The 14809-nt window shown below is 71.3% G+C and carries 11 protein-coding genes; 8 read left to right on the top strand and 3 right to left on the bottom strand.

Features of this window, described 5'->3' with window-relative positions; all coding sequences use genetic code 11:
- The first annotated feature begins 231 nt into the window (after positions 1 to 231).
- The 4 genes from J8N05_RS10285 to J8N05_RS10270 all read left to right on the top strand — a co-directional run bounded on the left by J8N05_RS10285 (position 232) and on the right by J8N05_RS10270 (position 4281).
- Positions 232 to 756: a cysteine dioxygenase gene (locus J8N05_RS10285; RefSeq protein WP_210882106.1), complete on the top strand. Its 525-nt coding sequence runs from the start codon at positions 232 to 234 to the stop codon at positions 754 to 756.
- 70 nt (positions 757 to 826) lie between these two features.
- On the top strand, positions 827 to 1786 hold the full coding sequence (gene cofD / locus J8N05_RS10280; protein WP_210882105.1) for a 2-phospho-L-lactate transferase: 960 nt from the start codon (positions 827 to 829) through the stop codon (positions 1784 to 1786).
- Positions 1787 to 1800: 14 nt separating this feature from the next.
- Positions 1801 to 3171, top strand: a complete 1371-nt coding sequence (locus J8N05_RS10275) for a coenzyme F420-0:L-glutamate ligase (protein ID WP_210890114.1) — start codon at positions 1801 to 1803, stop codon at positions 3169 to 3171.
- A gap of 90 nt (positions 3172 to 3261) precedes the next feature.
- On the top strand, positions 3262 to 4281 hold the full coding sequence (locus tag J8N05_RS10270; RefSeq protein WP_210882103.1) for a DNA-3-methyladenine glycosylase family protein: 1020 nt from the start codon (positions 3262 to 3264) through the stop codon (positions 4279 to 4281).
- A 239-nt stretch (positions 4282 to 4520) separates the two neighbouring features.
- Here the strand turns inward: J8N05_RS10270 and manB are convergent, their stop codons facing one another.
- The gene (manB, locus tag J8N05_RS10265) at positions 4521 to 5603 is read right to left on the bottom strand and encodes a mannose-1-phosphate guanylyltransferase (RefSeq protein WP_210882101.1); all 1083 of its coding nucleotides are present in this window, start codon (positions 5601 to 5603) and stop codon (positions 4521 to 4523) included.
- Positions 5604 to 5768: 165 nt separating this feature from the next.
- The gene (locus tag J8N05_RS10260) at positions 5769 to 7292 is read right to left on the bottom strand and encodes a peptidoglycan recognition protein family protein (protein ID WP_210882100.1); all 1524 of its coding nucleotides are present in this window, start codon (positions 7290 to 7292) and stop codon (positions 5769 to 5771) included.
- A gap of 110 nt (positions 7293 to 7402) precedes the next feature.
- Between J8N05_RS10260 and J8N05_RS10255 the strand changes: the two genes are divergently transcribed.
- From J8N05_RS10255 to J8N05_RS10240, 4 genes are all read left to right on the top strand, one after another.
- Positions 7403 to 8158, top strand: coding sequence for a TIGR03089 family protein (locus J8N05_RS10255; protein WP_210882099.1), 756 nt, complete (start codon positions 7403 to 7405; stop codon positions 8156 to 8158).
- A 247-nt stretch (positions 8159 to 8405) separates the two neighbouring features.
- Positions 8406 to 9746 carry an LCP family protein gene (locus tag J8N05_RS10250; RefSeq protein WP_407699967.1) on the top strand — a complete coding sequence of 447 codons (1341 nt, stop codon included), beginning with the start codon at positions 8406 to 8408 and terminating at the stop codon, positions 9744 to 9746.
- A gap of 260 nt (positions 9747 to 10006) precedes the next feature.
- A complete protein-coding gene (locus J8N05_RS10245; RefSeq protein ID WP_210882097.1) occupies positions 10007 to 11749 on the top strand; it encodes an LCP family protein in 1743 nt (580 codons plus the stop codon).
- Positions 11750 to 11823: 74 nt separating this feature from the next.
- Complete coding sequence (locus J8N05_RS10240; protein WP_210882096.1) at positions 11824 to 13596, top strand: LCP family protein; 1773 nt, start codon at positions 11824 to 11826, stop codon at positions 13594 to 13596.
- 103 nt (positions 13597 to 13699) lie between these two features.
- On the opposite strand, the gene J8N05_RS10235 is transcribed toward J8N05_RS10240, so the two are convergent.
- The gene (locus J8N05_RS10235) at positions 13700 to 14728 is read right to left on the bottom strand and encodes a glycosyltransferase family 2 protein (RefSeq protein ID WP_210882095.1); all 1029 of its coding nucleotides are present in this window, start codon (positions 14726 to 14728) and stop codon (positions 13700 to 13702) included.
- Positions 14729 to 14809: the final 81 nt, after the last annotated feature.

Below are 14809 nucleotides of genomic sequence, written 5' to 3'. Positions count from 1 at the left end.
CGCCGGGTCCCTCGGTGCTGTCCACGCTCGCTGTAGCTGTTGCTGTCGCAGCTGTTGAGCTCACCGCGCTCCCGCTGCCGCCGGGTCCACTGAGACCGGCCGCCGGTCCCCTTCCGCCCGTACCAGGGCCCGCCCCCACCGGGGCACACCTCACGCCCGCGATCCGGGCGGCCGGTACGTGACATCCCAGACCTCCAGCACTCTCTTCCGCCGAGGAAACCACCGCACTCCATGAACAGCGACAGCGACCTCCAGATCGCCGGCGACATCCTCGAAGTACCGCACCTCCTCCAGCCGCCGCGCGAACACCCGGCCACCGTGGCCGAGTTCGTCGGCCTCGCCCGCTCCATCGCCGCCGACCGCTCCCAGTGGGAGCACCTCGTCCGCTACGACGCGGCCTCCCGCTGGTACCACCGGCTGCGCACCGGCCCCGGCTACGAGGTGTGGCTGCTGTCCTGGGTCCCCGGGCAGGGCAGCGGGCTGCACGACCACGGCCCCTCCTCCGGCGTGCTGACCGTCCTGGAGGGAGCGCTGACCGAGCGCACCGGACGGGGCACGCGCGCGCTGGCCGCGGGAAGCCAGCGGGTGTTCGCGCCCGGCTACGCGCACGAAGTCGTCAACGACTCGCTCGAACCGGCCGTGAGCCTGCACGTCTACTACCCCGGGTTGACGGAGATGCCGATGCTCCCCGAGTCGCACCTCCGTTCGGCCGCGGCAGCGCCCAACGCGCGGTGCGCGATGGCCGAGGTCCGGTGACGCGGTCATCGGTGACGCGTTGTCGTAACCGGCTGACGCGTTGTCGTAGCCGCCTGCAAGACTGCATGCCATGCGCATTGTGGTTCTGGCAGGCGGCATCGGCGGTGCCCGGTTCCTGCGTGGTCTCCAGCAGGCCGCGCCGGACGCGGACATCACCGTCATCGGCAACACCGGGGACGACATCCACCTCTTCGGGCTGAAGGTCTGCCCGGATCTCGACACGGTGATGTACACGCTCGGCGGCGGTATCAACGAGGACCAGGGCTGGGGGCGGGCCGACGAGACGTTCCACCTCAAGGAGGAGCTGGCGGCCTACGGCGCCGGGCCCTCCTGGTTCGGCCTCGGCGACCGGGACTTCGCGACGCACATCGTGCGCACGCAGATGCTGAGCGCCGGATATCCGCTCAGCGCCGTCACCGAGGCGCTGTGCGACCGGTGGAAGCCGGGCGTCCGGCTGATCCCCATGTCCGACGACCGCGTCGAGACGCATGTGGCCGTCGAGATCGACGGTGAGCGCAAGGCCGTCCACTTCCAGGAGTACTGGGTGCGGCTGCGGGCCTCCGTGGACGCGCACGCGGTGGTGCCCGTGGGAGCCGACCAGGCCAAGCCGGCGCCCGGGGTGCTGGAGGCCATCGCCTCCGCGGACGTCATCCTCTTCCCGCCGTCCAACCCCGTCGTGTCCGTCGGCACCATCCTCGCCGTGCCCGGCATCCGGGAGGCGATCGCCGAGGCCGGGGTCCCGGTCGTCGGCCTCTCCCCCATCGTCGGGGACGCGCCCGTGCGCGGCATGGCCGACAAGGTCCTGGCGGCCGTCGGCGTCGAGTCCACCGCGGCCGCGGTCGCCGAGCACTACGGCTCGGGGCTCCTCGACGGCTGGCTGGTCGACACCGTGGACGCCGACGTCGTCGAGCGGGTCACCGGGGCGGGCATCCGGTGCCGTGCCGTGCCGCTGATGATGACCGACCTCGCCGCGACGGCCGAGATGGCCCGCGAGGCGCTGACGCTGGCCGAGGAGGTGCGGGGCGCTTGAGCGACGGCGACGAGATGTCCCGGGGTACGGGGGTGCCGGTGAGCGGGCTCCCGCCGGCCGCGCCCGGCTACCGGGTGTGGGCGCTCCCAGGACTGCCCGAGGTACGGCCCGGGGACGACCTCGCCAAACTGATCGCCAGTGCGGTCGCCGGTGCCGGTGCCGCCGCCGGGCCGGGACTGGCGGACGGGGATGTGCTGCTGGTCACGTCCAAGATCGTGTCCAAGGCCGAGGGCCGCGTCGTGGAGGCGGTGGACCGGGAGTCCGCCATCGACGCCGAGACCGTACGGGTCGTGGCCCGGCGCGGACCGCTGCGGATCGTGGAGAACCGGCAGGGGCTCGTGATGGCCGCCGCCGGCGTCGACGCCTCCAATACCCCCGCCGGGACCGTACTGCTGCTGCCCGAGGACCCCGACGCCTCCGCCCGCACCATCCGGGACGGCCTGCGGGACGCGCTCGGTGTCGAGGTCGGCGTCCTCGTCACGGACACCTTCGGCCGGCCCTGGCGGACCGGGCTCACCGATGTCGCCATCGGGGCCGCCGGAGTGCGCGTGCTCGACGATCTGCGGGGCGGCACGGACGCGCACGGGAATCCGCTGGGCGCCACCGTCGTCGCCACCGCCGACGAACTGGCCGCCGCCGGGGACCTGGTCAAGGGCAAGGCCACCGGGCTGCCCGTCGCCGTCGTGCGCGGGCTGTCCCACGTGGTGGGCACGGACGGCGGCGAGGACGAAGGGACCAGGGGCATGGTCCGGGGCGCGCGCGACGACATGTTCCGGCTCGGCACCTCCGAGGCCGTCCGGGAGGCCGTCACCCAGCGGCGTACCGTACGGGCCTTCACCGACGAGCCCGTCGACCCCGGTGCCGTACGGCGAGCGGTGGCCGCGGCGGTGACCGCGCCCGCCCCGCACCACACGACACCGTGGCGATTCGTCCTCCTGGAGACCGCGGAGTCGCGGACGCGGCTGCTGGACGCCATGCGGGACGCCTGGATCGCCGATCTGGAGCGGGACGGGAAGAGCGCGGAGTCCATCGCCAAGCGGGTGCGCCGCGGGGACGTGCTGAGGAAGGCCCCGTATCTCGTCGTGCCGTGTCTCGTCATGGACGGGTCCCACACGTACGGCGACGCCCGGCGCGACGGGGCCGAGCGGGAGATGTTCGTGGTCGCCACCGGTGCCGGGGTGCAGAACTTCCTGGTCGCGCTCGCCGGGGAACGGCTCGGGTCCGCGTGGGTGTCGTCGACGATGTTCTGCCGGGACGTCGTCCGGGACGTGCTGGCGCTGCCGGAGAACTGGGATCCCATGGGGGCCGTCGCCGTCGGGCACGCGGCGGAGGAGCCGAAGGCCCGGCCGGGGCGGGACGCGGGGGCGTTCATCGAGGTGCGGTGACCGGACCTGGTGACCGACCTGAAGGCCGGTGACCGGCGCATAGCCTTGTGCGGGTATCCCGAGCAGCTTCTTTACCGAAGGACCTCATCCGTGGCCGGACGCTTCGAACAGCGGCCCACGCGTACGACCGTGCGCGGCGGGCATGTCGTGGTGCCCGGGTCCGTGCCCCAGCCCCGGGGTGCGGCGGCCGGTGGCGGTGGCGGCGGGCTGACGCGGGAATGGGTGCCGCCGTGGCCGCTCGATCTGGGGCTCGTGCTCGGGCCGTTGCGGCGGGGGCCCGCCGATCCCACCTTCCGTGCGACCCCGGACGGGTCCGTGTGGCGGGCCAGTCTCACCCCCGTCGGGCCCGGCACCCTGCGGGTGTCCCTGCGCGCGGGCGTGGTGCGCGGACAGGCGTGGGGGCCCGGGGCCGAGTGGCTGCTCGACCGGCTTCCCCTGCTGCTCGGGGAGGCCGACGATCCCGATGCCTTCGAGCCCCGGCACCGGCTGGTCGCGCTGACCCGGCATCGGCGGCCCGGGCTGCGGCTGACGCGTACCGGGCTGGTGCTGGAGTCGCTGATTCCGTCGGTTCTGGAGCAGAAGGTCACCACCGACGAGGCGTACCGGGCGTGGCGGCTGCTCGTGCGGAAGTACGGCGTGCCCGCGCCCGGGCCCGTGGAGGGGCGCATGTTCGTCATGCCCGAGCCGCGGGTCTGGTCGCTGATTCCCTCGTGGGAGTGGCATCGGGCCGGGGTCGACAACAAGCGGGCGTCGACGATTCTGCGGGCCGTGCGGGTGGCTCGGCGGATGGAGGAGGCTGTGGCCTTCGACCCCGTTGCCGCTCGGGAGCGGCTCGAAGTGGTGGCCGGGGTGGGGCCTTGGACCTCGGCGGAGGTGGTGCAGCGGAGTCATGGGGCGGCGGATGCGGTGACGGTCGGGGACCTTCATCTGCCGGGGATCGTGGGGTTCGCGTTGGCGGGGGATCGGGATGCGGACGATTCCGTGATGTTGGGGTTGTTGGAGCCGTATGCCGGGCAGCGGCATCGGGCTGCTCGGCTGATTTTGTTGAGCGGGCGTACGCCGGCTCGGCGGCATCCGAAGATGCCCCGCGGGGACATCGGGCTGCTGTGAGCTTCTTCCGCCCCCGCCGCCCCTACCCTTCCCGTCACTGCATGGGGGCTGCGCCCCCTCGCCCCCCTTCGCGCAGTTCCCCGCGCCCCTGAGGGGCTCAGGGGCGCGGGGAGGCCGAAGAGCCGGGCGCAGCCCGCTTTTCAGGGGCGCGGGGAACTGCGCGGCCAGCCACATACGGCCCGCACCCGAGAACTGGCGCTGAGGGGCGCGGGGAACTGCGCGATCCCTTGCGTGCGGTCCTACTGGTCCGAGGAGAAGCGGAGGGATGCCTCGGGGATGTGGGCGTCGCACCAGATTCGGACTCCGGTCCGGAGTTCGTTGTCCGGGCCGACGACCGCTCCGTCGCCGACCACCACCCCCGTGAGGATCGAGCGCGCGCCCACCCGGGCGCGGGCGCCGATCAGGGAGTCCGTCACGACCGCGCCCGGTTCGACGACCGCGCCCGCCAGGATCGCGCTGCCGACGACGCGCGCCCCCTCCCCCACGGTCGCGCCGCGGCCGACGACCGTGCCACCGGTGAGCTTGGCGTCCGGGGCGACGGTGGCCTCCGGCAGGACCAGGCGGTCGCCGCAGCGGCCAGGGACGGCCGGGGACGGCGCCCGGCCGAGGACCAGGTCGGCGGAGCCGCGGACGAAGGCCTGCGGAGTGCCCAGGTCCAGCCAGTACGTGGAGTCGACCATGCCCTGGAGGTGGGCCCCGGCGGCCAGCAGGTCCGGGAACGTCTCCCGTTCGACCGAGACGGGCCGGCCGACGGGGATCGAGTCGATGACCGACCGGCGGAAGACGTACGCGCCCGCGTTGATCTGGTCGGTGACGATCTCCTCGGGGGTCTGGGGCTTTTCGAGGAACGCCTGAACGCGGCCCGAAGCGTCCGTCGGGACCAGCCCGTACGCCCGCGGGTCCGTCACCCGGGTCAGGTGCAGCGAGACGTCCGCGCCCGAGGACCGGTGGGTGTCGACCAGGGCCGGGATGTCCAGGCCGGTCAGGATGTCCCCGTTGAAGATCAGTACGGGGTCGTCGGGGGCCGATCTCAGCCGGGCGGCCACGTTCCGGATGGCTCCGCCGGTGCCGAGGGGTTCGTCCTCGGTGACGTACTCGATGTGGAGCCCCAGCGACGAGCCGTCGCCGAAGTAGGGCTCGAAGACCTCGGCCAGGTAGGACGTGGCGAGCACGATGTGCTCGACCCCGGCCGCTCTCGCCCGTGCCAGCTGGTGCGTGAGGAACGGTACGCCGGCCGCCGGGACCATCGGTTTGGGCGTGTGCACCGTGAGAGGACGCAACCGGGTGCCCTTGCCGCCGACCAGGAGGATCGCTTCTGTCACCTGTCGTCTCTGCTTCCTGCTGGGGCCGGTCGAACGGTCATTCGACCGGCCAGTGTATGCAGACCGTTTCGATGGCTGTGGGGCGCCTCTGGGAGGTGGCCGTGGGGAGCCGCCGGGAGCGGGTGGCCCGGCGTACCGGGCCACCCCGCTCCCGCCGACCGGACGTCATCGCCCCTGGTAGCGGGCCGAAGTGGTACGGGCCTTGCCGAGCTTCGCGTAGAGCCGGCCGCCCGGGCATTCGGTGGCGAATCCGTCCCGGTGACCGGAGATTACATTGAGTCGTACGTTCTTTCCTTTTCGGTACAGATTTCCGCCTCCCGACCTGAGGTAGGTCTTGCCGCGCGGGTTCGCCCCGTAGAGGCCGAGCTTCCATGCCGTGAGCTTCGCGACGGCCTTCACCGAGGCGGCGGGCGGGTTCGCGGTGCCGAAACTTCCGAGGACGGCGATCCCCATGCTCTTGCTGTTGAAACCGAGCGTGTGTGCGCCCATCACGGGCCTGGCCACGCCACCGGCCCTGCCCTCGTAGATGTTTCCGCACTTGTCGACGAGGAAGTTGTAGCCGATGTCCCGCCAGCCGCTGCTCTTCACGTGGTAGCGGTAGATACTGCGGATGACTGAAGGCGCTTGCGCACAGCGGTAGTTGTTGCCCGAGGCGCTGTGGTGGACGAAGACGGCCTTCACCGTCTTCGTATAGCTGAAGTTCGACTCCCGCAGCCCCTCGTCGGCGCCCCAGCCCCGGCGGGTGACGATGCGCGGACGGGCACCGATGTACGGCTTCGCGCGCGGGTTCGCGGCCCCGCCGACGGCCGTACCCGTCGTGCCCGTCGTACCTGTCGTGCCCGTCGTAGCGGTCGGGTCCGCCTCCTCGCCACGGGTGGCCAGCAGGTCCGCCCGGGTCTCCTTCTGGCTCAGGGCCGGGATCTCGGTGGCGCCGATGGGCGCCAGCTCGGCGTTGACGGCCGCCGAGGCCGCCGCCGCGGACTCGGCGGTCAGGGCACCCGGGGGCGGGGCGTTCAGTTCGGGGCCCTGGGGTGGCGGTTCGGCGCCGGGGTCGACCAGTTCGACGTGCAGGCCCTTGGGGAGGGGCTCGGCGGTGACGGCTCTTCCGTCGGCGCCCGTCCGGCCGTCCGCCTCGCCCTGGACCCTGACCTCCACGCCGTCCGAGTCGCCCACCCACAGGGGTGCGGTGGAGCCCCGCACCCGGCCGGAGGCGCGCTCCGGGGTGTCCGGGTCGGCCGCGTGCTCGTGGTTGTGGGTGTCCACGTCCTGCCAGGCGGACCACTTCGCGGTGCCGGTCGCGCGGGTACGGACCTGGACCCGGCCGTGGAGTTCGCTGTCCGGGTTGTCCCAGACGACGCCCACGAGGGAGAAGTGTCGGACGTCCCGGCGGGCCAGGCCCTGGGCGGGCGCGAGCGCGGGAGGCGGCAGGGTGCGGTCGCCCGAGGACGGGGACGAGGACGACGAGGGTGGGGTGCGGGGGGCGTTGGAAGTGAGAGGGGTGAGGGGGAGGGACTGGGTGCTGCCGGGGGTCGTGCCGCCGGGGGCCGATGTGCCGGTGGTCCGTCTTTCGGCCGCCGCGGGGGTCGCCGTGGCGTCGGAGGACAGGGTCAGCGGGAGGGCCAGGGCGGCCGCACAGGTGACGGCGATCGAGGAAGCCAGAGATGCGCGCATGCCCCTGATCCTGGACATAGTCAGACTTATCTGTCCATCCGGGATATGACGGACCGTCGGTCGTACTCCGCCGAACCGGTGGCCCTGTCTCCCCCGCCCGGGGAGCCGCCCGCGTACGCTTGCGTCCCGTGACCGCCATCGACCGCACCCCTGCCGACCTGCTGCGATCCGCGCTCGCCGCGGACCCCGCGCGCCCCCTGGTGACCTTCTACGACGACGCCACGGGCGAACGTGTCGAACTGTCCGTGGCCACCTTCGCCAATTGGGTGGCCAAGACCGCCAATCTGCTCCAGGGCGAACTGGGCGCCGAGCCCGGCGAGCGGGTGGCGCTGCTGCTGCCCGCGCACTGGCAGACGGCGGTGTGGCTGCTCGCGTGTTCCTCGGTGGGTGTCGTGGCGCAGGTCGGGGGTGACGCGGGCGACGCCGATCATGTGGTCGCCGGGCCCGGGCAGTTCGAGGCCGGGCTCGCGTGTTCCGGGGAGCGGGTGGCGCTGTCGCTCGCGCCGCTGGGGCGTCGCTTCGCGCAGGTGCCGGGCGGGTACGTCGACTACGCGGTCGAGGTGCCGGGGCAGGGGGATGTGTTCCGGGCGTACGGGCCTGTGGATCCGGAGTCCGCGGCGTTGGTGGTCGCGGGGGCGGAGTTCTCGGGGGGCGGGGTGGTCGAGCGGGCTCGGGGGGATGCGGGGGCGCTCGGGCTGGCGGGGCCCGGGGGGCGGGTGTTGTCCGGGTTGTCTTACGACACGTGGGAGGGGTTGAGTGCGGGGTTGTACGCCGCGTTGGCCGCTGGGGGGTCCGTGGTGTTGTGCCGGAACCTCGATCTGCTCGGGGAGGACGCGCTCGCGAAGCGCATCGAGAGCGAACGGGTCACGTCGACGGCCCGCTGAGCCTTTCCCTCGCCCCCGCCGCCCCTACCCTTCCCGTCACTGCATGGGGGCTGCGCCCCCTCGCCCCCCTTTGCGCAGTTCCCCGCGCCCCTAGGTACCTAGGGGCGCGGGGAACTGCGCAATCTTTTGGGCCCGCCCCCACCCGCCCGCATCCCCCGTTCGGCCCACCACCCAGCGCCCCCGTCGGCCAAAACGCGGCATGGTCGTAGAGGGCACGGCACGGGTGGTGGGAGGAGGTGTCAGCGTGGTGAGCCGGAGCGGTGGGACGCGTGGTGACGGGACGGCCGGGCCCGGTGCGGGCTCCGCCGCCACCGGAACCGGTGCCACCCGGCGCCGCAGACGGTGGCTGCGCTGGACGGGCATCGGCGTCGCCGTGACCCTCGTCGGCGCCGCGGGAGCCGGCTGGGCGGTGTACGAGAAACTGAACGCCAACATCACCTCGGACGACGACACGGCCGCCGAACTCGCCCGCTACGAGAGGGAACGGCCCACCGCACTGGTACGCGCCGCGCAGAACATCCTGCTGATCGGGTCGGACTCGCGGTCCGGGGACGGGAACCGCAAGTACGGCAGGGACTCCGGCACCGAGCGCTCCGACACCACGATCCTGCTGCACCTCGCGGCGAACCGGCGCAGCGCGACCGCCGTCTCGCTCCCGCGCGACCTGATGGTCGAGATACCGAGCTGCCGGCGGTCGGACGGCTCCCGCGCCGCCCCCGTGTTCTCGATGTTCAACTACGCCTTCCAGAAAGGCGGTCCGGCCTGCACGATCCGTACCGTCGAGAAACTGACCGGCGTGCGCGTGGACCATCACATGGTGGTGGACTTCCACGGGTTCAAGGACATGGTCGAGGCGGTCGACGGCGTCGAGGTGTGCCTGAAGGAGCCGATCGACGACCCCGCCGCGAAACTGCGGCTGCCCGCGGGCAAGGTGCGGCTCGACGGCGAGCAGGCCCTCGGTTACGTCCGGGCCCGCAAGACCATCGGCGACGGCAGCGACACCGACCGGATGGACCGCCAGCAGCGTTTCCTGGGAGCGCTCGTCAACAAGGTGCGCAGCAACGACGTACTGCTGAATCCCGCGAAGCTCTATCCCGTGCTGGACGCGGCGACGTCGTCCCTCACGACCGACCCCGGACTGGCGAACCTGCGGGGGCTGTACGACCTGGTCCGCGGTATGCGCAACATCCCCACCGAACGCGTGCAATTCCTTACCGTGCCGAGGGAGTCGTACGCCCTCGACGCCAATCGCGACCAGCTCGTCGAACCCGAGGCGGAGAAACTCTTCGAGCGGCTGCGCAGGGACGCGCCGCTGGAGGTCGCCAGGGAAGTTCCGGAGGATTCCGGCGCAAAGAGGAGCACCCCGGAGCCGGTTGACGAGCCGGCCAGGCGCGGCTATTCGTACGACTTCGAGCGCTATCGGCCGGGCGACGGGGACGAGAAGGGGCGATTTGGGCCCGAGTCGGGTGCGCACGACGGCGAATCGGGCGGAAAGAGGGCCGACGGGACCTCGGCCACGCCGGACCCCACACCGAGCCCCGCGCCGACTTTCCGGGGAAACACCGCGGCCGAGGACGTGTGCGGTTAACACCCGAACAGCCCTCCGGGTAAAGGGCAAACCAAGAGCGGGAACGTACGTTCAAGGAATTGGGCGGATTGCCCGGTTGTAGGGACGTGGAATTCGTCACCGTCGTCGCTCATGGCTGATCCGGCCGGATAGTGTGAGCGATCCGGTGCACCCGGCCCGAGGCCTGTCCTGGGAGTCGCGCACTGGTTGGACCGACTGACCGAGCGTCTTTTTGAGGGGGAAAAGACGCCGCGTGGCCCCGACGGAGGACTCAAGCAACCGTGGACGCGCAAGGCCGTGGGCGGGCGGACGATATCGACCCCGCAGACCAGTGGGTACTCAACCCGAACACAGGCGACTACGAACTGCGACTGGAGAATTCCGCACCGCAGTCGACGGTCCCAGGTCCCCGTTCCCGCAGAACGGCGGGCGCCGCCGCGCCACCGCGCGGGCGCACCGCTCCCGGCCGGGAGCGGAAGGGGACACCGGAGGAGGCGCCGGAGCCCGGCGTGCCCGGTCCGCGCAGACGCCGTGCGCCCGAGAGCCCGCCGCCCGGCCGGCGCAAGGGCAGGCCCAAGAAGTCGCGGGGCAAGAAAATACTGCTCTGGACCGGCGGCACGATGGCCTTCCTGCTCGTCGGTACGAGTACCGCCGGGTACCTCTATTGGAAGCATCTAAACGACAACATCACGTCCGTCTCCGACGACGGCGCGGGTACCGGCGGCTTCAGCAAGGACCGGGCGATCAACGTCCTCCTCGTGGGCACGGACAAGCGCACCGGTGACGGGAACGACGGCTACGGCGACTCGGACAGTCCCGGGCACGCCGACACCACGGTGCTGCTGCATGTCTCCAAGGACCGTACGAACGCCACCGCGATGAGCATTCCGCGTGACCTGATCACCGACATCCCGGACTGCCCGACGACGCAGGAGGATGGTTCCACCAAGGTCATCCCCGGCACGCTGAACACGCGGTTCAACGAGAGTCTGGGCCAGGAGGGCCGGACGCCGAGCTGCACGATGCGGACCGTCACCGCGCTCACCGGCGTCAAGATGGACCACTTCATGATCGCCGACTTCAACGCGGTCAAGACGCTGACGACGGCGGTCGACGGCGTGGACGTCTGTCTCGCCAAGGACATCGACGACCCGGACTCCAAGCTCAAGCTGTCCAAGGGCGAGCACAGCATCCAGGGCGAGGAGGCACTCGCCTTCGTCCGTACCCGCCACTCGGTGGGCTTCGGCGGCGACCTCAGCCGGATCGAGATCCAGCAGCAGTTCCTCAGCTCCCTGATGCGCAAGCTGAAGTCGAACGACACCCTCACCAGCCCCACCAAGATGCTCAAGCTGGCGGAGGCGGGCACCAAGGCGCTGACCGTCGACTCGAAGATCAGCAGCATCAACAAACTGCGTGACCTGGGCACCGAGTTGGGCAAGTTCCCCACCAAGAACCTGTCCTTCACCACCGTGCCGGTGGCCGACAACCCCACCGAGAAGGTCAAGGCCACGGTGGTCCTCCAGGAGGCCAAGGCGAAGGAGTTGTTCGCCCTGATCAAGGACGACGTCTCGCTCACCGCGGTCAAGCAGGAGAAGAAGAAGGAGAAGGCCGCCGAGGCCGCCCGCCTCAAGGGCAGCAAGGCCGACCCCGCCGAGGTACGCGTACGGGTCCTCAACGGCGGTGCGGTCGCGGGCTCCGCGCAGGAGACCCTCAACTGGCTGCAGCTCGAAGAGGGCGTCACGAAGTCCGAGAACGCGGGCAACGCCGGAGCGACGCTGAAGAAGACAACCGTCGAGTACGCTCCCGACCAGGCCGATCAGGCACGCAGGCTCGCCGATCTCATGGGCCTGTCCGGATCGGCCATGAAGCCGGGCAAGAGCGTGACCAACTCCCAGGGTCTTCCTGCGATCACGCTGACCCTCGGTGAGGACTTCAAGGGGGCCGGGGTCTCTCTGACCACTCCGTCGACGGCGCCGGAGGACGTCGAGAAGTCCACGGCGGACAAGGTCGAGTGCGCCAAGTGACCTAACAGGTCCGTCCTACGTCTCACAGGGCGTAGGACGGACCTGTGTCAGGCGCAGGGTGGGGAGGCAGGAACATGACGCAGAGCAGTGTGCGTGGGGAGGGGGCTCGTCCACGCGCCTCGCATGCGGGGGAACGGAGCCGCAGTGACGGTTCCTCGCACGCGGGGGAACGAGGTCGCAGTGACGGTTCCTCGGACACGGGGGAAGCGGGCGGCGGCGACTCCTCGCAGGAGGGGCAGATACCGCGGGCGCGGACCGCTTCGGGCGGGAACGGCGGCGACGACGGCGGGGACGGCGGCAGACGGGCGAGACGGCGGGGCGGCAAACCCCGGCGCATACTCCGGTGGTTCGCGCTGGTCCTCGCGGTGCTGATACTCGGGACGGCCGGCGCCGGATACCTCTACTACCGCCATCTGAACGGCAACATATCCAAGGGCAAGCGCAACAACGGTGAGTCCGACGTCAAGAAGACGGAGCCCAACGCGGCCGGTCAGACACCGCTGAACATCCTGTTGCTCGGCTCCGACAGCCGCAACTCGAAAGAGAACGTGAAGCTCGGCGGCAGCAAGGACCAGGTGGGCAGCAAGCCGCTGGCCGACGTCCAGATGCTGGTGCACGTCTCCGCGGACCGCAAGAGCGCCTCCGTCGTGAGCATCCCGCGCGACACCCGGGTGAAGATCCCCGAGTGCGAGGACCCCGAGACCGGGGAGACGTACCCGGAGACGAACAACATCATCAACATGTCGCTGCAGCGCGGCGGGGCCGGCTGCACGCTGGCCACCTGGCAGAACCTCACCGGTGTCTACATCGACCACTGGATGATGGTCGACTTCGGCGGCGTGGTGAAGATGGCCGACGCCATCGGCGGTGTCGAGGTGTGCGTGGAGCAGAACGTGTGGGACCGTCCGCTGCCGGGCGTCCCGGGCGGTTCGGGTCTGAAGCTGAAGGCGGGCAGCCACAAGATCAAGGGGAAGCAGGCCCTGCAGTGGCTGCGCACCCGGCACGCCTTCGAGAGCGACCTGGGCCGCGCCAAGGCCCAGCACATGTACATGAACTCGATGATCCGCACGCTGAAGGGCCAGAACGCCTTCACCGACAGCGGCAGGCTGATGGGGCTGGCCGAGGCGGCCACCGACTCCCTTGAGGTCTCCGAGGAGATCGGCACGGTCAAGAAACTGTACGACCTGGGGATGAAGCTCAAGTCCGTGCCGATGGACCGGTTCACGATGACGACCATGCCCACGGTGCCGGACCCGCTGAACGCCAACCACCTGGTCCCCAAACCCACGGACGCGGACAAGGTGTGGTCGATGATCCGGGGCGACGTGTCCTTCGACAAGGGCGGCAAGAGCGGCAAGGACGGCGAGGGAAAGAGCGGTGCGTCCGCGAGCCCGACGCCGACCGGGCCCGCGGCGGCGCCCGCCGAGGGGCTGGCCGTCACGGTCGTCAACGGCACGGCCGGCGACGACAGCGAGCTGGCGCCGGTGGGCAGCCGGGCCACGGCGGTCGCGGGCGCCCTGCAGGGCAAGGGGTTCGCCAAGGCCACCGCGAGCGCGCAGGCCGATCCCAGCTCGCGGACGCAGATCACGTACCCGAAGAGTTCGGGGGCGCAGGGCAGGGCGAACGCGCTGTCCGTGGCCGAGGCCGTCGGTGTGCCGAGCGGTCAGGTGCGCGCCACGGCCGACGCCGTCACCACCACGCTGACCATCGGCAGCGACTGGCGGGAGGGCAACACCTATCCGAAGCAGGAGACTCCGGACGCGGGTGACCTGCCCGAGAGCGCGGACGCCCTCAGCGGCTCCAAGGAGGACGCCTGCATGCCCGTGTACAAGCCGTACCGGTACTGAGTCCGGCCGCCGGACCGGCGAGGGGCCATGAACCGGTGAGGGGCCGGAACCGCTGTCACGACGACAGTGGTTCCGGCCCCTCGGCGGTCCGGGTTCCCGGCGCTCAGGTCTCGCTCAGCACCGCGGGACGGCGGGACGCGATGACCTTCCTGGCCAGCGCCTTCGGGCTGGTGAGGAAACCCCAGCCCCACGACATGTGCATGGTCGCCAGCGCCACCGGGATCCGCAGCCGCGCCTTCAGGGGCAGCCCCTTGCCCGCGGGCAGCGAGCCCAGCGAGATCGCGGCGAGGTAGCCGAGGGGGACCAGGAAGCCCCACGGGGTCACCGCGGCGCCCGCCACGAGGCCGAGGACGATCGCGACGACCGCCGTCGGCGGCGCCAGATAGCGCAGGTTGATGGAGCCGGAGTGGTAGCGGGCCACGACATGACGCCAACGGCCGTAGTCCTTGTACTGCTTGGCCAGGGCCTGCATCGAGGGGCGCGGCCGGTAGGAGACCCGCAGCTCGGGCGAGAACCAGATGAGGCCACCCGCCTCCCTGATCCGGAAGTTCAGCTCCCAGTCCTGGGCGCGGATGAACTCCTCGTTGTAGCCGCCCTGTTGCTCCAGCGCCGCCCGCCGGAAGACGCCCAGGTAGACGGTGTCCGCGGGACCCGCCTGGCCGCCCGTGTGGAAGGCCGCGTTGCCCACGCCGATCTTCGAGGTCATGGCGGCGGCGACCGCGTGCTCCCAGTCGTTCTCGCCCTCGGCGTGCATGATGCCGCCGACGTTCTGCGCGCCGGTCTCCTCCAGGAGCCGCACGGCGGTCGCGATGTAGTTCGGCGAGAGCATGCCGTGCCCGTCGACGCGGACGACGACCGGGTGGCGGGACGCCTTGATCGCGGCGTTCAGCGCGGCGGGGGTGCGGCCGGTCGGGTTCGGGACCGTGTGCACCCGGGGATCCTCGCGTACGAGTTCGGCCGCGATCTCCTCCGTACGGTCCGACGAGGGACCGATGGCGATCACGACCTCCATCTCGCCCGCGTACTCCTGGGCGAGGATCGCTTGGACGGCTCCGCGCAGATGCCGTTCCTCGTTGAGGACGGGCATGATCACGGACACGGCGGGAAGCTGCACGGCGGGTTCGGCGTTCATCGCGGATTACGTTACCGCGAACGGGGGACACCGACGCGCGCCGCCCGGCCCCTGCACCGGGCAGGAGATCGTATGGGCCTA

The organism is Streptomyces liliiviolaceus (assembly GCF_018070025.1).
Taxonomy (GTDB): Bacteria; Actinomycetota; Actinomycetes; order Streptomycetales; family Streptomycetaceae; genus Streptomyces; species Streptomyces liliiviolaceus.
The sequence above is the reverse complement of the archived record's forward strand: the minus strand, read 5'-3'. Positions and strand labels throughout refer to the sequence as shown.